General features: G+C 72.5%; 17 protein-coding genes. 11 read left to right on the top strand and 6 right to left on the bottom strand.

Features of this window, described 5'->3' with window-relative positions:
- The first annotated feature begins 112 nt into the window (after positions 1-112).
- Entirely contained in the window at positions 113-2,221 is a 2,109-nt protein-coding gene (locus tag SCA03_RS32450; protein ID WP_086815034.1) for an FUSC family protein, read from the top strand.
- A 35-nt stretch (positions 2,222-2,256) separates the two neighbouring features.
- Here the strand turns inward: SCA03_RS32450 and SCA03_RS32445 are convergent, their stop codons facing one another.
- Complete coding sequence (locus SCA03_RS32445) at positions 2,257-2,910, bottom strand: TetR/AcrR family transcriptional regulator (RefSeq protein WP_030888523.1); 654 nt, start codon at positions 2,908-2,910, stop codon at positions 2,257-2,259.
- 178 nt (positions 2,911-3,088) lie between these two features.
- On the opposite strand from SCA03_RS32445, the gene SCA03_RS32440 reads away from it, so the two are divergent.
- Together SCA03_RS32440 and SCA03_RS32435 are read left to right on the top strand one after the other, a co-directional pair.
- Positions 3,089-4,300, top strand: coding sequence for a pyridoxal phosphate-dependent aminotransferase (locus SCA03_RS32440; protein ID WP_030888526.1), 1,212 nt, complete (start codon positions 3,089-3,091; stop codon positions 4,298-4,300).
- Positions 4,301-4,394: 94 nt separating this feature from the next.
- A complete protein-coding gene (locus SCA03_RS32435; RefSeq protein WP_030888529.1) occupies positions 4,395-4,808 on the top strand; it encodes an SCO4983 family protein in 414 nt (137 codons plus the stop codon).
- A 42-nt stretch (positions 4,809-4,850) separates the two neighbouring features.
- Here the strand turns inward: SCA03_RS32435 and SCA03_RS32430 are convergent, their stop codons facing one another.
- Positions 4,851-6,722: a phosphoenolpyruvate carboxykinase (GTP) gene (locus SCA03_RS32430; protein WP_141275819.1), complete on the bottom strand. Its 1,872-nt coding sequence runs from the start codon at positions 6,720-6,722 to the stop codon at positions 4,851-4,853.
- 305 nt (positions 6,723-7,027) lie between these two features.
- On the opposite strand from SCA03_RS32430, the gene trhA reads away from it, so the two are divergent.
- On the top strand, positions 7,028-7,804 hold the full coding sequence (gene trhA, locus SCA03_RS32425) for a PAQR family membrane homeostasis protein TrhA (RefSeq protein ID WP_269145214.1): 777 nt from the start codon (positions 7,028-7,030) through the stop codon (positions 7,802-7,804).
- A gap of 50 nt (positions 7,805-7,854) precedes the next feature.
- Positions 7,855-8,391 carry a Uma2 family endonuclease gene (locus SCA03_RS32420; protein WP_086815290.1) on the top strand — a complete coding sequence of 179 codons (537 nt, stop codon included), beginning with the start codon at positions 7,855-7,857 and terminating at the stop codon, positions 8,389-8,391.
- 28 nt (positions 8,392-8,419) lie between these two features.
- Here the strand turns inward: SCA03_RS32420 and SCA03_RS32415 are convergent, their stop codons facing one another.
- Both SCA03_RS32415 and SCA03_RS32410 read right to left on the bottom strand, forming a co-directional pair.
- Positions 8,420-10,027 (bottom strand): N-acyl-D-amino-acid deacylase family protein, encoded by a 1,608-nt coding sequence (locus SCA03_RS32415; protein ID WP_030888555.1) that lies wholly within the window; start codon positions 10,025-10,027, stop codon positions 8,420-8,422.
- Positions 10,028-10,055: 28 nt separating this feature from the next.
- Positions 10,056-11,381, bottom strand: a complete 1,326-nt coding sequence (locus SCA03_RS32410) for a type III PLP-dependent enzyme domain-containing protein (protein ID WP_141275818.1) — start codon at positions 11,379-11,381, stop codon at positions 10,056-10,058.
- 201 nt (positions 11,382-11,582) lie between these two features.
- On the opposite strand from SCA03_RS32410, the gene SCA03_RS32405 reads away from it, so the two are divergent.
- The 5 genes from SCA03_RS32405 (at position 11,583) to SCA03_RS32385 (ending at position 17,140) form a co-directional block, all read left to right on the top strand.
- Entirely contained in the window at positions 11,583-12,668 is a 1,086-nt protein-coding gene (locus SCA03_RS32405; RefSeq protein WP_086818415.1) for a sugar kinase, read from the top strand.
- A gap of 118 nt (positions 12,669-12,786) precedes the next feature.
- On the top strand, positions 12,787-13,653 hold the full coding sequence (locus SCA03_RS32400) for an IclR family transcriptional regulator (RefSeq protein ID WP_170223866.1): 867 nt from the start codon (positions 12,787-12,789) through the stop codon (positions 13,651-13,653).
- Positions 13,650-14,063 carry a RidA family protein gene (locus SCA03_RS32395; protein ID WP_030888566.1) on the top strand — a complete coding sequence of 138 codons (414 nt, stop codon included), beginning with the start codon at positions 13,650-13,652 and terminating at the stop codon, positions 14,061-14,063. The genes SCA03_RS32400 and SCA03_RS32395 overlap by 4 nt, the downstream gene beginning before the upstream one ends.
- 396 nt (positions 14,064-14,459) lie before the next feature.
- Positions 14,460-16,022 carry a GntP family permease gene (locus SCA03_RS32390; protein WP_230989058.1) on the top strand — a complete coding sequence of 521 codons (1,563 nt, stop codon included), beginning with the start codon at positions 14,460-14,462 and terminating at the stop codon, positions 16,020-16,022.
- 254 nt (positions 16,023-16,276) lie between these two features.
- The gene (locus SCA03_RS32385; protein ID WP_030888570.1) at positions 16,277-17,140 is read left to right on the top strand and encodes a S1 family peptidase; all 864 of its coding nucleotides are present in this window, start codon (positions 16,277-16,279) and stop codon (positions 17,138-17,140) included.
- A 355-nt stretch (positions 17,141-17,495) separates the two neighbouring features.
- Here the strand turns inward: SCA03_RS32385 and SCA03_RS32380 are convergent, their stop codons facing one another.
- A complete protein-coding gene (locus tag SCA03_RS32380; RefSeq protein WP_051847131.1) occupies positions 17,496-18,563 on the bottom strand; it encodes a chitinase in 1,068 nt (355 codons plus the stop codon).
- Positions 18,564-18,851: 288 nt separating this feature from the next.
- On the opposite strand from SCA03_RS32380, the gene SCA03_RS32375 reads away from it, so the two are divergent.
- A complete protein-coding gene (locus SCA03_RS32375; protein ID WP_030892874.1) occupies positions 18,852-20,156 on the top strand; it encodes an Nramp family divalent metal transporter in 1,305 nt (434 codons plus the stop codon).
- Positions 20,157-20,198: 42 nt separating this feature from the next.
- Here the strand turns inward: SCA03_RS32375 and SCA03_RS32370 are convergent, their stop codons facing one another.
- Entirely contained in the window at positions 20,199-21,122 is a 924-nt protein-coding gene (locus SCA03_RS32370; RefSeq protein WP_086818422.1) for a hypothetical protein, read from the bottom strand.
- Positions 21,123-21,280 lie beyond the last annotated feature (158 nt).

Below are 21,280 nucleotides of genomic sequence, written 5' to 3'. Positions count from 1 at the left end.
AGGAGACCCCCGCTACAGGGTGCCCGGGTGCGCATATCGGGCCTGTTCGGTGTGGGGTTAGGTGTACGGTACATGTATTGCGGTGGGGTGGTGTTGTGGAGAGCGTGAGTACATGGGTTGGGTGAGCTCGCTCGGGCACACCGTGCGCAATGCGTTCAGGACGGAGCGGGCCTTCGCCGATCCGTGGGCCCTGGCGCGGGCGGTGCTCGCGGTGACCGTCGGGGCCGTCATCGGCCGGCTCCTCGACGACGTGCTGGCGACGACGATGATGAGCGTCGGCGCCTTCATCTGCGGGATCGGCACCCTGCTGACACCCCTGCGGCACCGGGTCGTCAACGCCTTCGTGATGGCGTTCGCGTTCAGCGCCGCCGTCACCGTCGGTGTGCTGCTCCAGCCCGTCCACTGGTGGTTCCTGCTCGTCCTCGCGCCGGCCGCGTTCTGGGCGGGGGTGTGGCGCGCGCTGGGGGCGGCCGCGGGGATCCGGGCCTGTCTGGTGGTCGTCGGGATGCTGATCACGGCGGACATCTCGCCGGGCGTCGACGCCGGCCTGGAGATGACGCGGTGGATCGCGGCCGGTGCCGGGCTCGTCGTGCTCGTGCAGCTGCTGCCGCCGTACGGGCGGCGCTATGCCGCGCAGCGCCGGAAGCTCGCCGACGTCTACCGCTTTCTGGCCGGGTTCGCGCGGGAGGAGGCCGCGGCGCCGGGCAGCGGGCGCGCCGCGTCCACGGCCTTCACCGCCGCCCGGACGGCGCTCGGGCTGCTGCCGCAGTTCGCGCGGCCGGCCGCCGCCCCGCTCTTCGGGCTGCTCGGGGAGGCCGAGCGCATCCGGCGGGCGCTCTACGCGGCCTCGGGTGCGCCCGATGTGCCCTGGTCCGTGCTGGCCGACGGGCTCGACGACGTCGCCCGCGCCGTCGGGGACCCGCGGGCGCGGCCCGCACCGGCGGGGGCCCGGGCCGAGCCGGACCGGTGGCAGGGCCCTGCCGCGCGGGGGCTGTTGCCGAAGCTGCGGGAGGCCGAGCGGCTCGCGGGGCTGGAGCTGGGGTCGCGCCGGGGTGAGCAGGCCGTGCCGCACACCGAGGTGGCGGGGCTGTACGCCGGGGCGGGGCCCGCCGTGGGCGGCGCGCGGCGGCTCGGTCAGGCGCTGCGGCCGGGGGCGCCGCTGTTCCGGCACGCCGTCCGGCTGGGCGTGGGGACGACCGTGGCCGAGGCCGCGGGACGGGCGGTCGGGGACTTCTGGGGGCACGGGCTGCCGGCGCACGGGTTCTGGGCCGCGCTCACCACGATGCTGGTGCTCTTCCCGGACTACGAGCACACCTTCGCGCGGGCCTGGAGCCGGCCGGCCGGGTCCATCGTCGGCGGCCTTCTGGCCTGGGGACTGCTCCAGCTGCCCTGGAGCCACGGTGCGCTCGCCGTCGCCGTCGTGGTGTTCTCCGCCGTGACCTTCGCGCTGCTGCGGACCGGGCAGCACGTGCTGAACCTGGTGCTGACGGCGTGGCTCGTCTTCCTCATCCACCGCACGGGCACCGCGCAGGAGGCGGTGGCCTTCGGCAGACCGGCCGACACCCTGCTCGGCGCCCTCATCGCCCTGGTGATCTTTCTGCTGCTGCCGACCTGGCACCACCACCGGGTCCCCGCGCTGCTCGCCCGCCGGCTGCGGGAGGAGGGGCGGCTGCTGTCGGCCGTGCTGACCGGGTACGCCGATGTGGCCGCCCTGGACCGCGGCGAGCTGGAGACGCTGCGCGGCGCGGTGCGGCAGGCCCGCGAGGAGCTGGACGAGGCCGTCGCCCATCTCGCGCACGAGCCGCGGAGCCACCGGGCGCGGTGGTCCGAGCCGGAGCTGCGGCGGATCACGGTCGCCGTGGCCGACCTCGGGCACGCCACGTCCGTGCTCACCGAGCACCTGCCCGTGCGGGAGGACGAAGTGGTGCCGGAGACGGCCGAGTTGGCCGGTCCCGTGCGGGAGCGGCTGGCCGCGCTGGCGGAGGCCGCGGGCGGTGGGGAGCCGGTGCGTCCGGGCGCGCTGTGCGAGGTCTTCGACACGCTCGCCTCCTCCAGCGGGCTCGCCTGGATCGGCGACACGGCGGCGCCCGGGGGCGTCTCGCCGGTGCGCGCCCGCGCGCTCAGCTCGTGCCTCGGCCTGGTGACCGCGGTGGAGGCGCTGGCCGCCGAGCTGGACGGGGCCGGACGGCACGGCCCGCACCGGCACCGTGCCGTGCGCTGAGCCGGCGCCTGTCCGGCCGGCTCACCGGTCCGGGTTCACAGCGTCAGGCCGCGTTCCAGGGTGTGCAGGGCGCGGGAGACCAGCGTGCGCAGGGCGTCGAGGCCGCCGTCGCCGCCGGAGTCCGCCCAGTCGTAGAGGGCCTCGGTGAGCGCGCACAGCATGGCGCCGGTGACGATGCGCAGCTCGATGTCGTCCACCGGGCGGCCGGTGCGCTCCGAGAGCGCGCGCAGCAGCACCTTCTTCGTCTGGAGCGAGTGCTCCCCGAGCCGCCCGCGCAGCGCGGGCACCTCCCGGACGAGCCCGATGCGCTGCACCGTCTCCCGGGCGTTCGCCCGGTAGATGCCGTCGAGCGAGTGGAACAGCGCCTCGCGCAGCGCGGTGACGGGCGGTTCGTGCGGGGGCCGCTCGCGCAGCGCCTCCTCCATCACCGCGTCGTACTCGTCGGTCAGCACGATGTCTTCCTTGGTGGGGAAGTAGCGGAAGACGGTGCTGGGGGAGACCTCGGCCTCCTCGGCGATCTGGTCGACGGGTGTGGCGTCGTACCCCTGTTCCTGGAACAGCCGGTAGGCGGTGCTGCGGATGGCACGACGGGTCTGGATCTTCTTCCGCTCGCGCAGCCCCGGCCTGCCGGGGGGAACGGCTGCGTCGGTGGTGGCGGAGTGAGCGGGTCGGGTGCGTGCGGGGGCCATGTTCCCCATTCTCGGCCATGGCGCCTGACCTGGCCATGTCCGTGTCAGCCGACGGCCGCGTGCCGGTTTCCGGCGCTTCGCCCGTGCGACGCGGGCGCCGGATGTGCCGGGCGTGCGTGGTGAGCGAAAACACAGCCTCGGCGGCCCACGCCGTCAAGTGCGCCCGTAAGGTTGCGCCATGCAGGTCATCCAGTCGACGAAGCTCGCCAATGTCTGTTACGAGATCCGGGGCCCGGTCCTGGAGGAGGCGATGCGGCTGGAGGCGGCGGGCCACCGCATCCTCAAGCTGAACACCGGCAATCCGGCGGCGTTCGGCTTCGAGTGCCCCCAGGAGATCCTGGAGGACATGCTGCGCAACGTCGGCACCGCGCACGGCTACGGCGACGCCAAGGGCCTGCTGTCCGCCCGCCGCGCGGTGATGCAGCACTACCAGACGCGCGGTGTCGACCTGTCCGTCGAGGACATCTACCTCGGCAACGGCGTCTCCGAGCTGATCCAGATGTCCATGCAGGCGCTGCTGGACGACGGCGACGAGGTGCTGGTGCCCGCGCCCGACTACCCGCTGTGGACGGCGTCCGTCTCCCTGGCCGGCGGCACGGCCGTGCACTACCGCTGCGACGAGCAGTCCGACTGGATGCCGGACCTGGCGGACATCGAGCGGAAGGTCACCGACCGGACGAAGGCGCTGGTGATCATCAACCCGAACAATCCGACGGGCGCCGTCTACGACGAGGAGATGCTGCGCGGGCTCACCGACATCGCGCGCCGGCACGGCCTCGTCGTCTGCTCCGACGAGATCTACGACAAGATCCTCTACGACGGGGCGACGCACACCCCGACCACGCTCGTCGCGCCCGATCTGATGACGCTGACGTTCAACGGGCTGTCGAAGTCCTACCGGGTCGCCGGCTACCGCAGCGGCTGGCTGGCGGTCTGCGGCCCGAAGTCGCACGCCGACAGCTACATCGAGGGGCTGACGATCCTCGCCAACATGCGGCTGTGCGCCAATGTGCCGGCCCAGCACGCGGTGGCCGCGGCGCTCGGCGGCCGGCAGACGATCGAGGATCTCGTGCTGCCCGGCGGGCGGCTGCGCGAGCAGCGGGACGCCGCGTACGCGCTGCTGACCAGCATCCCCGGGGTGAGCTGTGTGAAGCCGAAGGGCGCCATCTACGCGTTCCCGCGGCTGGACCCGGACGTGTACAAGATCAAGGACGACCGGCAGATGGTGATCGATCTGCTGCGGGCCGAGAAGATCATGATCGTGCACGGCACGGGCTTCAACTGGCCCGAGCCCGACCACTTCCGGATCGTCAACCTGCCGAACGTCGACGAGCTGACGGACGCCGTGACCCGCATCGGGACGTTCCTGGACGGCTACGCACAGCACTGAGCCGCCACGGACCGGCCGTCCGTGAATCCGGCACAACTTTAGACTTCGTCCAAGGTAAGATGGTTTCCTGAGAGCACCAGTCGGGAGGCCGTCCATGTATGAACCGATCCGCACCGCCTCGATCCACACCGTGGCCGAATCCACCCTCCGGGATCTGCCGCGGCGCACCCGCCAGGAGGAGCTGGACATCCGGCTCGCCGGGCATCTGACCGCCCTGCTGACCGTCACCGACGAACTGCGCGTCCTCGCGCCCGAACCGGCCCTGGAGGACGCGGCGCGGGAGCTGGCCGCGCACGTGGAGCGGCTGTCCGGGCGGGCGCCGCTGCGCGCCGAGCCGTCCCGGCGCAGCGCCGGGGCCGCGCACATCGCGTCGCTGCACACGCGTGCGCGGCGGCTGGCCGGGAACGCGCTGTCCGTCGCCACCTCGCGGGGTGACGAGGCCGCCGCCGAGCTGGCGGCCGGCCGGCTGCGCGTCCACGAGTCGTCCGAGGCACCCGTACCGGCCTGACGCGGCCGGAGGCCCGGGCGGACCTCCGGCCGTGCGCCCGGCTCAGCCGAGGCGTTCGACGAGGGCGCGGTACTCGTCCCACAGGGCCTTGGGCGTGTGCTCGCCGAAGGTCTCCAGGTGGGCGGGGATGAGCGCGGCCTCGTCGCGCCAGACCTCGCGGTCCACGTCGAGGAGGAACTCCAGCTCGGCGTCGGACAGTCGGAGGCCCTCGGTGTCCAGGTCCTCCGTGCGCGGCAGGATGCCGATGGGCGTCTCGACGCCGCCGGCCGAGCCGTCGAGCCGCTCGACGATCCACTTGAGCACCCGGCCGTTCTCGCCGAACCCGGGCCAGACGAACCGGCCGTCGTCGCCCTTCTTGAACCAGTTGACGTAGTAGATCTTCGGCAGCTTCGCGGCGTCGGCGCCCTCGCCGACCCGCAGCCAGTGGGCGAAGTAGTCGCCCATGTTGTAGCCGCAGAACGGCAGCATCGCGAACGGGTCGCGGCGCAGTTCACCGACCTTGCCCTCGGCGGCGGCCGTCTTCTCGCTGGCCACGTTGGCGCCGAGGAAGACGCCGTGCTGCCAGTCGAAGGACTCGGTGACCAGCGGCACGGCGGTGGCCCGGCGCCCGCCGAAGAGGATCGCCGAGATCGGCACGCCCCGCGGGTCCTCCCACTCGGGCGCGATGATCGGGCACTGGCCTGCGGGCACCGTGAAGCGGGCGTTGGGGTGGGCGGCCGGGGTCGGCGACTCGGGCGTCCACGGGTTGCCCTTCCAGTCGGTGAGCCGCTCGGGCTTCTCCTCGGTCATGCCCTCCCACCACACGTCGCCGTCCTCGGTGAGCGCGACGTTGGTGAAGACCGAGTTGCCCCACAGGGTCTTCATGGCGTTGGCGTTGGTGTGCTCGCCGGTGCCGGGGGCCACGCCGAAGAACCCGGCCTCCGGGTTGATGGCGTAGAGCCGGCCGTCCTCGCCGAAGCGCATCCAGGCGATGTCGTCGCCGATCGTCTCGACCGTCCAGCCCGGGATGGTCGGCTCCAGCATGGCCAGGTTCGTCTTGCCGCAGGCCGAAGGGAACGCCGCCGCCACGTACTTGGCCTCGCCGCGCGGCGGCGTCAGCTTCAGCACGAGCATGTGCTCGGCCAGCCAGCCCTCGTCGCGCGCCATGACGGAGGCGATGCGCAGCGCGTAACACTTCTTGCCCAGCAGGGCGTTGCCGCCGTAGCCCGAGCCGAACGACCAGATCTCCCGGGTCTCGGGGAAGTGCGAGATGTACTTGGTGGAGTTGCACGGCCAGGGCACGTCCTGCTCGCCCTCGGCGAGGGGCGCGCCCAGGGTGTGCACGGCCTTGACGAAGAAGCCGTCCTCGCCCAGTTCGTCGAGGACGGGCTGTCCCATACGGGTCATGGTGCGCATGGAGACGGCGACGTAGGCGGAGTCGGTGATCTCGACGCCGAGCGCGGAGAGCGGGGAGCCGAGCGGGCCCATGCAGAAGGGCACGACGTACATCGTGCGGCCGCGCATCGCGCCGCGGAAGATGCCCTGCTCGCCGCTGAAGATCTCCCGCATCTCCGCGGGGTCCTTCCAGTGGTTGGTCGGGCCGGCGTCCTCCTCCTTCTCGGAGCAGATGAAGGTGCGGTCCTCGACGCGGGCGACGTCCGACGGATCGGAGGCGGCGTAGTAGGAGTTGGGGCGCTTGACGGGGTCCAGCGCGGTGAACGTGCCCTTGGCCACCAGCTCTTCGCACAGGCGCTCGTACTCCGCCTCGGAGCCGTCGCACCACACGACGCGGTCCGGTTCGGTGAGGGCGGCGATCTCGTCCACCCACGCGCGGAGTTCGCGATGGCGGGTGGGTGCGGTGGAGGGGGTCGACGAGGGGGACTCCTGCTCGCGCGGGGCGGAGGAGGGGGAGGGAGCCGCAGAACTGCGCGCCACGATTGCTCCAGACAAAGTTGAGGGTATGGGGCGGACACAGGCACATGTATCCGCTTTTCTTCGGTTGTCAGCGCGCCCCTTGGGGGCCGCGACCCGGATGCTTTCGTGGCTGAGGATCGCTCATCCGGTGCCGCTTGTGCTCATCTGATCATGCGAGCCTACGGGGCATCTGTCCAGATGGGAACCGTGTGTCCGTCACCACGTCCGTGCGGAGGGTGGCCGGCGGCGGGGGTACCGTGACACCGGTGACGGGGTGCAAGAAGCCCGTAACCTACGGACCCGTAAGTCATAGGTACGATGGCGCGATGAGTGACTCCGCGCCCTCGACCCCGTCGTCGGCCCCGCCCGTCCCGCCGGCCTCGTCGGCCCCGGGGGACGCCCCGCAAGGGGCCGCACCGCGCGGCACGACCGCCCGGCTGTCCGCCTCGGCCGCCACCGCGGCACAGGTGCTCAAACCCCGGCTGCGCGGCTGGCTGCACGCAGGGATGTTCCCCGCGGTCCTGATCTCCGGCGTCTTCCTCACCGCGCTGGCCGGCAGCACCCGCGGCCGGATCGCCTGCGCCGTCTACACGTTGACGGCCTGCCTGCTCTTCGGTATCAGCGCCCTCTACCACCGCGGTGACTGGAGCCCCCGCGTCAGCGCGGTGCTGCGGCGCCTCGACCACGCCAACATCTTCCTGATCATCGCCGGCACCTATACGCCGCTGACGATCCTGCTGCTGCCCGACGGGCGGCGGGCCCTGCTGCTGTGGGGGATCTGGGCCGCCGCCGCGGTCGGCATCGCCTTCCGGGTGCTGTGGGTCGGCGCCCCGCGCTGGCTGTACACGCCCTGCTACATCGCCATGGGCTGGGCCGCCGTCTTCTTCCTGCCCGACTTCCTGCGCACCGGCGGGATCGCGGTGCTCGTCTGCGTGATCGTCGGGGGGCTGCTCTACAGCGCCGGCGGCGTCATCTACGGCATCAAGCGCCCCAACCCGTCACCGCGCTGGTTCGGCTTCCACGAGGTCTTCCACTCGTTCACCCTGGCCGCCTTCGTCGTCCACTACGTGGGTATCTCCCTGGTCGCCTACCAGCACACCTAGGGGCTTCCGCCCCGGCATAATGGCACCAGGAGGTGGCCGACGTGACGGTGATGGACGATCTGCTCGCGCGCGGAGCCGTACCCGAGGGATACAAGGTCGAGATCTTCGACGGGACCGTGATCATGACCCCGCAGAGCCCTGAGCAGTACTGGACCGTGCTCGAGGTGCACGCGGCCGCGAAGGCAGCCGACATCGCACGGGAACGGATCTTCGGGGACGTGCTCGTACGGTTCCCGGGGGAGAACGACGCGGCGCCCGACCTGACCATCGTCGCCGACGGCGCGGGGCGGCACGGGCAGACCTACGACTGCATCGACGTCCTCGCCGTCGTCGAGGTGACCTCCGAGCCCGACGACGAGAAGGACTACGTCCGCAACGTGCGCAAGTACGGCCGGTTCGGCGTGGACTGCTACGTGATCGCCGACCCGTTCAAGCGGATGTGCACGGTGCTGACCGAGCCGGTCGCGACCGGATATGCCAAGCGGCGTGAGATCGCTTACGGGGATCCGGTCACTCTCACTCTCGCGACCGGAGAGCGGTTGACGGTCGACACCTCGGATTTCCCGGTGCGCGACCCCGGCGAGTGACCGGGGCCGCGTTCGTGCGCCGGGGCCGTCAGGGGCGGTTGTGGCGGAGGGCGCGGCCCGGGAGGGTGTCGGTGCGGTGGCCGTCCTCGATGACGGGGCGGCCGTCGACCAGGACGTGCGGGATGCCCGTGGGCAGGGTGCGCGGCGCCTCGAAGGTGGAGCCGGCGGCGACGGTGTCCGGGTCGAACAGGACGAGGTCGGCGCGGTACCCCTCGCGGACCAGGCCGCGGTCGCGCAGGCCGAGCCGGGCGGCGGGGCGTGCGGTCAGATGGGCCACGCACTCGGGGAGGGAGAGCACGCCCAACTCCCGTACGTAGTGGCCGAGATAGCGGGGGAAGGTGCCGTAGGCGCGGGGGTGGGGCTTGGCGCCCTGGAGGATGCCGTCGCTGCCTCCGGTGTGCACCCGGTGGCGCATGATCGCGCGGACGTTCTCCTCGTGGCCGACGTGCTGGAGGATCGTCGGGCCGAGCCGGTCCTCGATCAGCAGCCGGCGGGCCGTGGTGAACGGCTCCTCGCCGCGGGCGGCGGCCGAGGCGGCGACCGTGCGGCCGATGTACTCCGACAGCTCCGGGTCGTTGACGCCGGAGATCTCGATGGCGTCCCACTCGATGGGCACGCCGTGGCAGCCGTCGGCGCCCTCGACCTCCATCACGTGCCGGATCCGGGCGCAGGTCTCCTCGTCGGCGAGCCGGGCGAGCGTGGCCTCCGGGCCGCCCTCGTTGGCCCAGCTGGGCAGCATGGCGACCAGGGTGGTGCAGCCGGGGGTGTACGGATAGGTGTCGAGGGTGATGTCGGCGCCCTCGTCGAGCGCGGCGTCCAGCAGGGACAGCAGTTCGCCGCCGCGGCCCTTGTTGACGCCGAAGTTCATGGTGGCGTGGGCCAGATGCAGGGCGCAGCCGGCCTCGCGGGTCAGCTGCACCATCTCCGCGTACGCCTCCAGTGCGCCCGCGCCGTAACTGCGGTGGTGCGGGCAGTAGTAGCCGCCGTGCGCGGCCACCACCCGGCACAGTTCGGTCAGTTCGGCGTCGGAGGCGTACATGCCGGGCGTGTAGGTGAGCCCGGAGGACATGCCGAAGGCGCCCTGCTCCATGCCCTCGGCGACCAGCTGCTTCATCCGGGCCAGTTCGCCGGCGGTGGCGGGGCGGTCGTCCCAGCCGACGGCGAGCATGCGTACCGAGCCCTGCGGGACGAGGTAGGCGGCGTTGACGGCGGTGCCCTGCCGGTCGATGCGGTCCAGGTACTCGCCGACGGTGCGCCAGTCGAAGTCGATCCGCTCGTCGCCCGGTGCTCCGCCGTTCCAGCCGGTGATGGCCTCGCGGACGGCGGCGAGCGTGGTGTCGTCCACGGGCGCGTAGGAGAGCCCGTCCTGGCCGAGCACCTCCAGGGTGACGCCCTGCGCGGCCTTCGCCGAGTGGTCGGGGTCGCGCAGCACGGCCAGGTCGGAGTGGGCGTGCATGTCGATGAAGCCGGGGGACAGGGCGAGGCCGTCGGCGTCCAGGGTGCTCGGCGCGCTCGGGCGGGGCGTGCCCTCGGGGGCGATGTGGGCGATACGGCCGTCGGCGACGGCGACATCGGCGCGGTAGGGAGTGGTGGCGGTGCCGTCGACGACGGTGGCGTCACGGATGACGAGATCCATGCGGTGCCTTCCGGGGCGTGCGGTGCGGTCAGAAGTAGGTGCGGACGAGGTCGGTGACCGTGCCGTCGGCGGTGACGACGGGCAGCAGCTGCCACTTGTCGAACATCGTGCACGGGTGGGACATGCCGAAGCCGATCCAGTCGCCCACCTCGACGGGGGTCTGCTCGTCGGTGCGCAGCCACAGGTGCTGGTCGCTGGCGGAGGTGACGGTGATGCCGTCGGCGGGGCGGGTACGGCCGTCGGCGCCCCGGACGGTGTGCGCGGTGGGCAGGTGCAGGTCGTAGGCGGCGTCCCGCTTGCCGGCGTTGACGAACGCCTGGCCGGGCTCGGGCCGGGAGACGACCTGGGCCCACAGGGTGATCGCGGCCTGGAGCCCTCCCTCGTCCGGGACGCGGTTGAACGGGGTCAGGGCGCGGTAGTGGCCCTCGTCGTGCGAGACGTAGGCGCCGGAGCGCAGCAGCGGCAGCACGGGAGCCGAGAGCGGGGGCAGGGCGCCGAAGGCGTCGGCGACGGCGTCGAACCAGGCGCTGCCGCCGGCGCTCACCACGATCTCCTCCAGCCCGGCGAACCGGCCCTCCGCGTCGAAGGCGGCGGCCAGCGCGGTGAGCCGGTCCAGCCAGGAGCGGACCGACTCCGGGTCGGCGCCGGGGACTTCGCCCTCGTAGCCGGCCACGCCCGCCAGCCGCAGGGTGCCGGTGGCGGCGACCGCGTCCGCGACGGCGGCGCACTCGGCCTCGGTGCGCGCGCCGGTGCGGGCTCCCTCGCCCGCGCCGAGTTCGACGACGACGTCCACGGGCCGGCGGGCCCCGGCCGCGCGCAGCGCCTCGTCCATGAGGGCCACGCCGCGCACGGAGTCGACGTAGCACAGGAAGCGGAAGTCCGGGTCGGCGTCGAGGTCGGCGGAGATCCGGCGCAGCGCCGCCGCGTCGACCAGCTCGTTCGCCAGGAAGATCCGCGGGACGCCGAACGCCCGTGCCACCCACACCTGGTGGGGCACGGCGAGGGTGATGCCCCAGGCGCCGTGCTCCAGTTGGCGGGCGAACAGCTGCGGCGCCATGGAGGTCTTGCCGTGCGGGGCGAAGGCCAGTCCGTGGCGCGCGGTGAAGCTCTCCAACGCGGCCAGGTTGTGCTCCAGCCGCTCGGCGGACAGGGCGATGCACGGGGTGGGGAAGCCGCCGGTGAACAGGTTGCGGCGCTCGGCCGCGAGGGCGCCGAGGGTGCTCGCTCCGGTCGCCGTGTCCGGCGGGAGGCCCTTGAAGCGGTGGTCGGCGGGCTCGTCGGCGATCCGCGCGGCGGCGGCCGTCACGGCGGCGGCGGGGGCGGCGAAGGGAGCGGCGGCGTCGGGGGCGGCCATGTGGGTCTCTCCGTGGAAGCGAGGGGGCGGGAGCGGGGCGTGCGGTCCGGACGGAAATCTTGTTGCAGCTTGTGCAACGCCCATTGCGTATGACGCTCGTAGCTGTCTAGCATCCCGCCGAACGCCGGTCAATGGAGCCGGACACCCCCCGCGGACCGCCGCACGGCGGCCGTGGACGACCCCCGAGGAGCTGTACGGATCGTGGACACCACCTGCGACGTCGACGTCGTCTGCCTGGGCGAGTCCATGATCACGTTCCTGCCCGGGCGGCCCGGCCCGCTGGCCGACGTGCCCTCCTTCGACCGGTCCATCGGCGGCGCCGAGTCCAACGTGGCCTGTGCGCTGGCCCGGGCCGGGTACCGGGCGCGGTGGGTGAGCCGGGTCGGCGCCGACGGCTTCGGCGAGCACCTGGTGCGCACCGTCGCCGCGCACGGCGTCGACGTCGCCGCCGTCCAGCGCGACCCCGTCCGCCCGACCGGCGTCTACTTCCGCACCGACGGCGAACGCCCCACCGGGGAGCCGGCCGCGCCCGACGGCGCACAGCCGCTGTCCGAGGTCGTCTACTACCGCGCCGGCTCCGCCGCCTCCGCCATGTCGCCGGCGAACATGCCGCACGCCGCGCTCACCGCCGGCCGCGTGCTGCACCTGACCGGCATCACCGCCGCGCTCTCCGCCGACTGCCTCGCGCTGATGCGGGCCCTCACCGGGGAGCGCGCCGCCGGCGGCCCGCTCGTCTCCTTCGACGTCAACTACCGCGTGGACCTGTGGCGTCGGGAACCGGCCGCCGCCGGGCCCGCGGTGCTGCTCGACCTCGCCCGCGGCTGCGACCTCGTCTTCGTCGGCGAGGACGAGGCGGCCGCCGCCTGGGGTGTCGACGGCGGCCCCGACGCCGTCCGCCGGGCGCTGCCCGAGCCCGGGGTGCTCGTCGTCAAGCAGGGCGGCGCCGGCGCCACCGCGTTCGTCGGGGACGGGCCCGCCGTCTTCGCCGCCGCGCCGCGCGTGGACGTCGTCTCCCCGGTCGGTGCCGGCGACGCCTTCGCCGCCGGATTCCTCGCCGCGACGCTGCGCGGTCTGCCCGTCCGCGACCGGCTGCGGCACGGGCACGTGACCGCTGCCGCCGCCCTCACCGTGCCCGGCGACCTCGCCGTGCCCTGCACCCGCGAGCACGCCGACCGCCTGGTGGCCCTGGACGACGCGGCGTGGGAGAGACTGCGGCTGGGCCCCGGCTGGACGACGCGGGGCCGCGACGGCGCGCAGGGAGAGGAGCCGGAGGTGCCTTCCGTATGAGCAGTTCCCGTACCCGGCAGGGGCAGTTCGCCGGAGAGATCCGGGACGTCCGAGGGGCCCGGGGGCCCCGGGAGGTCCGGGTGACCCGCGAGGCCCCGGGGCGAAGGACGGGCCCCGCATGAGCCAGACCGTGGACCGGGCGCTGAGCATTCTGCCGCTGCTGGCCGAGGGCCCGGCGAACCTGGAGCAGGTCGCCGGCCGCCTCCAGGTGCACAAGTCGACGGCGCTGCGCCTGCTGCGCACCCTGCACGAGCACGGCATCGTCCACCGGCAGCCCGACCAGCGCTACCGGCTGGGCGCACGGCTGTTCGCGCTCGCGCAGGAGGCCGTGGAGAACCTCGACATCCGCGAGATCGCCCACCCCTACCTCGCCGAACTCAACGCGGCCTGCGGGCACACCGTGCACCTCGCCGTGTACGAGGAGGACGAGGTGCTCTACATCGACAAGGTCGAGAGCCGCTACCCGGTGCGGATGTACTCGCGCATCGGCAAGCCCGTGGCGATCACCGTCGCCGCCGTGGCCAAGCTGCTCCTCGCCGATCTGCCCGAGCCCGAGCGCCGCGCCGTGGCCGAACGGCTCGACTACCCCCGCTACACCTCCCGTTCGACGTCCGGCCCCGCCGCGTTCCTCGCCGAGCTGGCGAAGGTGCGCGAACAGGGCTGGGCCACCGATCTGGGCGGCCACGAGGAGTCCATCAACTGCGTCGCGGCGCCCGTCAGGGGAGCCGACGGGCGGGCGGTGGCGGCGATGTCGGTGTCCGCGCCGAACGTCGTCGTCTCCGCCGAGGAACTCCTCGGCCTGCTGCCTCTCGTCCGGCGCACCGCCGAGGCGATCAGCGCGGAGTACGCGGGGCAGCCTCCCCCCGGCGCCCCGGCCGGTGGGTTCCCCGGGCCCGCCGGTGCGTCCCCGTCCGTGTCCCCGTCCCCGTCCGTGTCCCCGAACCCCCCACCACCCAGAAAATCCTCCAAGAAAGCAGCACCATGAGCGAGAAGCTGACCAAGACCGCACTCACACCCGCGACCCACACCACGCCTCCGGCGAAGTTCTCGCACGGCGTCCGCAAGGGCAACATCCTCCAGGTGGCCGGACAGGTCGGGTTCGGCCCGGCCGTCGAGGGCCAGGCACCCACGCCGGTGGGCCCCGGACTGCGCGAGCAGACCCTCCAGACGCTCGCCAACGTCGAGGCCATCCTCAAGGAGGGCGGCGCCGGTTGGGAGGACGCGATGATGCTCCGCGTCTATCTGACCGACACCGCGCACTTCGCCGAGTTCAACGAGATCTACAACGAGTACTTCGCCTCCCTCCAGGAGGCCCCGGCCGCCCGGACGACCGTCTACGTCGGTCTCCCCGCCGGGCTGCTCGTCGAGATCGACGCGCTCGCCGTCCTCGGCTGACGGCCCCACCGGGCTCCCCGCCGACGACCCCACCGCGCACCCCGGGCGGCCCGGGGCGGGCCACCACCGATCCGGTCCGCCCCGCCGCCCCCACGGCACCGCGCCGCCCCGCACCGCCCCGCGCAGGGCGTCCCGTCGCAGACCTGTGACGGCCCGCCCGGGCCCGGGGCGCCCCCGGTGCCGCCCGCCCGCCGTACGCCGCGCCCCCTGGCGGCCGGCCGGGCTTCTCCCCGTCACTCCTCCCCGCCGCTGCCGCGGCCCAGCCCGCACCGGGCGCCGCGGGGACGAGCGCTGCCCGCCCGGTCCGCACCGGGACCCTCCGGGCCACCTTCCGGGCCCGCGGCCGCCCCCGGCCGCACAGCGGGCCACAACCCACGGGAAACGACGAGGTTTTCCATGTTCTCCCAGTTCTCCCAGCTCCCACAGTTCTCCCCGTCTGCGCAGCTCTCCCAGGTCTCAGAGTTCTCGCAGCTCTCCCAGCCCGTCCGGCACCTCGCCGCCGGTGCGTCCGAGGAGGGGCCGCCGCACACGGGCGGACTGCTCGCGCTCATACCCGGGACCGGGGGTCTGCTGACCGTCGCGGCCCTCGGGATCGTCCTTCTGCTGTTCCTGATCATCAAGGTCCGGCTCCAGCCGTTCGTGGCGCTGCTCGCGGTGTCCATCGCGGTCGGGCTGAGCGCGGGCCTGTCCGTCACCGAACTCTTCGGCACCGTCCAGAACTCCGACGCCGTCTCGATGATCGAGTCCGGGATGGGCGGGATCCTCGGCCATGTCGCCGTCATCATCGGGCTGGGCACGATGCTCGGCGCGATCCTGGAGGTCAGCGGGGGCGCCGAGGCCCTCTCGGCGCGGCTGCTGGGCCTGTTCGGGGAGCGCCGCGCCCCGCTGGCCATGGGGCTGACCGGTCTGCTGTTCGGCATCCCCGTCTTCTTCGACGTCGGCATCTTCGTCCTGGCGCCGATCGTCTACGCCGCGGCCAAGCGCAGCGGCAAGTCCGTGCTGCTGTACTGCATGCCGATGCTGGCCGGCCTGTCCATGACGCACGCGTTCCTGCCGCCGCACCCCGGGCCCGTCGCCGCCGCCGGTCTGCTGAAGGTGGACCTGGGCTGGATCATCCTGATGGGCATCGTGTGCGGCATCCCCGCCGTGCTGGCCGGCTGGGCGTACGCCGCGTGGATCGGCAAGCGGGTGTTCGTCGAGGTCCCGCAGGAGATGCTGGAGGCCGCCGAGGAGGCCAAGAAGGCCGTCGTCGCCGAGCAGCGCGCGGCCGGCCGGGAGGGCGACGAGCACCCCGTCGGCGTCGGCACCGTCCTGACGATCATCGGCACGCCGCTGGTGCTGATCCTCGCCGCCACGTTCTCCTCGATCGCGCTGGACCCCTCCACCGGGCGCTCGGTGATCGAGTTCATCGGCCACCCCTTCGTGGCGCTCACGGTCGCGCTGCTGCTGGCGTACTGGCTGCTGGGGCTGCGCAGGGGCTGGAGCCGCAAGGCGCTGGAGACCGTCTCGACCTCTTCGCTCAAGCCCGTCGGCAACATCCTGCTGGTGGTCGGCGCGGGCGGCATCTTCGGTGCCGTGCTCCAGGGTTCGGGCGTGGCACAGGCGCTCGCCGACGTCTTCGGGGACGCCGGGCTGCCGGTGATCCTGCTCGCCTATCTGATCTCCGTGGTGCTGCGGGTGGCACAGGGCTCCGCGACGGTCGCCATCGTCACCACCGCCGGGATCGTCGCCCCGCTGCTCGCCCAGAGCGACCCCTCGCAGGCGCACGTGGCGCTCGTCATCATGGCGATCTCGGCGGGTTCCATCTTCGCCTCGCACGTCAACGACGGCGGGTTCTGGATGGTCGCCAAGTACTTCGGGATCTCCGAGCGCGACACCCTCAAGTCCTGGACGGTGCTCGAATCCGTCCTGTCGGTCGCCGGGTTCGTGGTGGCGGCGCTCGTCTCGCTCGTCGTGTAGACGGCGCGCACCTGTCCGGCGGGCGCGGCGCAGACACCGGGCAGACACCGGGCAGGCGCCGCGCGGACGCCGGGTGGACGCCGGGCGGACATCGCGTGGGCGGGGCCGTACCGCCGTGGCACGCGCCTCAACACCCCCGCGTGGGGCGTGTGTTACCGGTGGTGCGCTCACTCTTGTGGGGGACCGGTCTCCGGGCCAAGAATGCACGGCGTCCCAACCGGAAGACCTTCGGTACCCGGAGAGGAAACCCCCACATGAAAAGACCTCTCGTCGGTTCGCTCGCCGCGGCGTTCTTCGGCGCCGCCGCGTTCACCGGACTCGTCACGTCGCCGGCCACCGCAGCCACCGCTGAGGACTCCGGCGCATCCGCCCACAAGCCCGCGGCGGCGCCCGGGTTCGAGGGCACCGTCGCGCTCAGCAACTGTTCCGGCTCCGTGGTGCGGATGCCGGACTCGCAGCCGGACGACCCCGCGCTCGTCCTGTCCAACGGGCACTGCCTGGAGGAGGGCATGCCGGGGGCCGGTGAGGTCATCACCGACCAGCCGTCCAGCCGCAGTTTCACGCTGCTCAAGGACGACGGCGGCGACGCCGGAACGATCAAGGCCACCAAGATCGCGTACGCGACGATGACGGACACCGACGTCTCGCTGTACGAGGTCGGCTCCAGCTACGCCGACATCGAGTCGCAGTTCGGCGTCAAGCCGCTGGACCTGGAGGCGGCCCACCCCGAACAGGGCAAGGACATCACCGTCGTGTCCGGGTACTGGAAGGAGACCTACTCCTGCGCCGTCGACGGCTTCGTCCCCACGCTCAAGGAAGCCGACTGGACGATGAAGGACTCGATCCGCTACACCGCCGAGTGCCAGACCAAGGGCGGCACTTCGGGCTCGCCGGTCGTCGACGACGCCACCGGCAAGGTCGTCGGCGTGAACAACACGCGCAACGAGAACGGCCAGGAGTGCACGATGAACAACCCGTGCGAGGTCGACGAGAACGGCGAGGTCACCGTGCGCGAGGGGATCGGCTACGGGCAGCAGACGTACCTCCTCGCCGCCTGCATCGGCGACGGCAACCAGCTGGACCTCGGCCGGGAGGGCTGCACCCTGCCTAAGCCGTGAGCGGGCCGTACGGGCCGCGGGTCCTGCTCGGTACGCCGGGACCCGTGAACCCCGGCCCGTAGAACGGGCCTTGTGAACGGTGCGCGCCGGAGTCACGGCCTCGGCCGGGGCCCCGGCGCGCACACGTGCACGTCACCCGGCGCGTACGCACGGGCGTCACCCGGCGCGTACGCGCACGAACACGCGGATGCGGGCACATGCGAGCGCCCGGTACGTACGCACACGAGTGCCCCCGCGGCGGTGGAGCCCCGGACCCGCCGGTCCAGGCCCCGCCGCCGCGGGGGCGCGGTGTGTGCGCGGTGCGCGTGGTGCCGTGGCGGCGCCCCGGTGCCGGAGGCCGCCACGGCGGGCCGCGTCAGGACATGCCGTGCACGTGCGGACCGACCGTGCTCGACCAGGAGTTGCCGTTCGCCGCGTCCCAGGCGGTGGACCAGGCCATCGCCCCGCGGATGCCCGGCCACTTCTCGTCCGGGGTGAAGCTGCCGCACTTCTCGCCCTTGGCCAGGCAGTCCAGCGCGTCGTTGACCACGCCCGGCTCCACGTACCCGGAACCGGCCGCGTTCGACGACGCCGGGGTGCCCAGGCCCACCTGCGACGGGTCGAGGCCGCCCTTGATCTGGACGCAGGCGAGCGCCGTGAGGAAGTCGACGGTGCCCGAGGAGTACACCTTGCCGTCGCAGCCGTTCATCGAACCGCTGTTGTAGTACTGCATGTTGACGACGGTCAGGAAGTCCTTGATGTTCAGGGCCGTCTTGAAGTAGTCGTTCTCCGGCGACTGCATGTCGACCGTCTGCGGCGCCATCGTGACCACCACATCGCTCTTCGCGTCGTGGATCGACTTCAGCGCCTTCGTCATGTACGTCGCGTTGAGGCCGTTCTCCAGGTCGATGTCGACGCCGTCGAAGCCGTACTCGTCCATCAGCTTCACGATGCTGTCGGCGAAGGCGTCCGCCGAGGCGTCGTCGCTCACCGAGACGGCGCCCTTCTCGCCGCCGACGGAGAGGATCACCGACTTGCCGTCGGCCTGCTTGGCCGCGACGTCCTTCTTGAACTGGTCCTCGGAGTAGCCGAGCGCCGGGTCCACCGCGAAGTCGACCTGCCCGGCCGTGGTGGTCGCCTCGGCGAAGGCCACCGCGATGATGTCGTACTCGTCCTGGACGTCCGCGAGGGTCTGCACCGTCGCGCCGTTGTCGAAGTTCTGCCAGTACCCGGTGACCGCGTGCGCCGGTACCTGTGAGGCGCCGACGTGCGGGCCGGGGCGGGCCGCCGTCGCGCCGCCGCTCACGTCGGCCGACGCCGTGCCCGTCGCGAACAGGGCGGTGGCGGCGGCGAGCGCGGTGGTGGCGAGGGCGGCCACGGTACGGGTCCGCAGCGTCCTGCGGCGGTGGGACGTGGGTTCCTGTGCTGGTCTGACGCGTGCCACGAGTGCCTCCGGTGTGGGGGTGTGTGGGGGTGGGTGGAGGGTGCGTGCGATGGGGGGTGCGGAGGGTGGTGGTGCGGTTGCGCCGTACAAGGTGGTCCAGACCAATGGGGATGTCAAGGGGTGGCGCGTCAACTCGACGGCCGGGAGGGGGCGTTGCGGGCCGCCCCGTCCGTCTCCCGCACACCCCTTGTGCCACCCGTCCCGGCGGGGTTACATGCGCGGGCGGCACCCACCGCCCGGCCTGGGAGAACCCGGACGGAACACTGCGCACGGCGAAGGCGGCACGGCATGTCGACGCACGACGCGACCCCCACGACCGGGGGCGCCAACCCACCTGTCCGCACACCGAGTTGGAAGATGATCGGCCCCGGCATCGTCGTGGCCGCGACGGGCGTCGGAGCCGGCGATCTCGTCGCGACGCTCATCGCGGGCAGCAAGTTCGGTTACACGCTGCTGTGGGCGGCCGTCGTCGGCTGCATCGTCAAGATCGCGCTCGCCGAGGCGACCGGCCGCTGGCACCTGGCGACGGGCCGCACCATCTTCGACGGCTGGCGCAGCCTCGGCCCCTGGACGACGGTGTACTTCGCCGTGTACGTCGTGCTCTGGGGCTTCGTGTACGGCGCGACGGCCATGTCGTCCTCGGCGCTGCCCCTCCAGGCGCTCTTCCCGGACGTGCTGGGGCTGAAGTGGTGGGCCATCCTCACCGGACTCGTCGGGCTGCTGTTCGTGTGGACGAACCGCTACGCCATCGTCGAGAAGATCATGATGGTCTTCGTCGGCGTCATGTTCGTGGTCGTCGTCTACGTGGCCGTCCGGGTGGCGCCCGACCTGCCGGACGCCTTCGCCGGGCTGCTGCCCGTGCTGCCGTCCGGCTCCATCGTCTACACCCTGGGCCTGGTCGGCGGCGTCGGCGGGACGATCACCATGGCCGCCTACGGCTACTGGATCAACGCCAAGGGGTGGACCGACAGCGGCTGGATGCGGATGATGCGCCTCGACAACCGCGTCGCCTACGTCACCACCGGTGTCTTCGTCGTCGCCATGCTGATCATCGGCGCCGAACTGCTGCACGCCTCCCACACGGCGCTGGCCTCCGGCGACAAGGGGCTGCTCGACCTCGACGAGGTACTGGAACAGCGCTTCGGCCGGTTCACCTCCACGCTCTTCCTCGTCGGCTTCTTCGCCGCCTCGTTCTCCTCGCTGGTCGGGGTGTGGCACGGCGTGAGCCTGATGTTCTCCGACTTCGTCGAGCGGTTGCGCGCCGCACGTGCCGGCACGGCCGACGGGGGCGTCAGCGAGGTGGCACGCGGTGACGCCGAGCGCTCCTGGCCCTTCCGCGGCTACCTGCTGTGGCTGACCTTCCCGCCGATGGCCCTGCTCTTCCTCGACCAGCCGTTCGGCCTCGTCATCGCCTACGGCGTCCTCGGCGCCTTCTTCATGCCGTTCCTCGCGCTCACCCTGCTGTGGATGCTCAACTCCACCCGCACACCCCGTGAATGGCGCAACGGCTGGCTCAGCAACACCCTCCTCGCCCTGTCCGCGCTCCTGTTCCTCGTCCTGTGCGTCCAGGAACTGCGCGACCTGCCCTGGTGAACGGCGTCCCGGGGCGGCCCTGCCCGGCCCCGGGGCGAGCCGTCAGTCGTCGGCCCGGGGTGTCTTCTCCGTGGCCGGGGCATGGGTGAAGAGGTCTTCGGCCCGGTCGATGCGGAGGGCGCGGTTCAGCCACTCGTTGAGGAGGGCGGGGTCCGCGTGGGTGGTGATCCGTGCCTCTTCCTCGGCGGACACCGGGACACCGCGCATCCGGAGCACCTGCAACACGGCTGCGGCAGTCGTCCCAGCCTCGCCTTTCGCCTTGCCCTCCAGGTACGTCTCCTCGACGAGCGTCCCCCGGCCGGGGAAGTAGCTGCCGTTCTTCATGAGGTTCCTCCAGGTCTGCCGGGCGGGGATGTTCCCCAGGCCGGTTTCCAACAGTTCCGAGTAGTAGTGCAGCGACGCGGTGTCGGAGCGGCCGAGCGCGATGGCGAGGGCTTCCAGTATCGCCGGAGCGTCGGCGCTTCTGCCATGTGTCATCGCCGCGAAGGTGGCCATCGGGAGATCCTGTTCGGCCTCCTCCGGGTCGAGGATCACGGGCACGTTGCCGGGGCCGAGGACGAGGGGGCGCACGGTGAGGGTGTTCCAGTCGTGCGGGCCGAGGTCGAAGGGGCCCGAGGCCCACTCCGCGGTCTCCTTGTCCTGGCAGACGACGACCAGCAGGGCCGGGCAGCCGTTCTTCGCCTCCAGGAACGCGAGGTAGTAGGCCCAGCTGACGGCCTTGTCGGTGTCCGGGCGGCTCTGGGCCTCGATGGCGAGCATCGTCGGAGGGCTGCCGTCGCGCGGGGACAGGCGCAGCACGCTGTCCGGCCGGCGTTCGAGGGGTTTGAGTTCGGTGGCGTCCGGGGTGAGCACCTCGACGCTCGCGTCCTCCGGCAGCGTGACCCCGAGCAGCCGGAAGGTGGGGGCGAGCAGCGCCGGACGTTCCTGGAAGATCCGGTGCGCTGTCTCGTGTCGGGAAGTGACCATGCCGGGAACGTGGAGCCCGGTCGGTGGCGTACCCGCCGATGCCGGGGACGTCCGCCTGGACGAGTGAACGCATGTACGCAGAGCGGGAGTTGGTGTGATAAGTCGGGGTCGGGCCGGGTCAGGATTGGCGTTGGTGTGGGGGCGGGTAGGGGTGTGGC

Origin of the sequence: Streptomyces cacaoi (genome assembly GCF_006539165.1) — a bacterium.
Lineage (GTDB): Bacteria > Actinomycetota > Actinomycetes > Streptomycetales > Streptomycetaceae > Streptomyces > Streptomyces cacaoi.
Note: the sequence above shows the minus strand (reverse complement) of the source record. Positions and strands in the feature narration are given on the sequence as shown.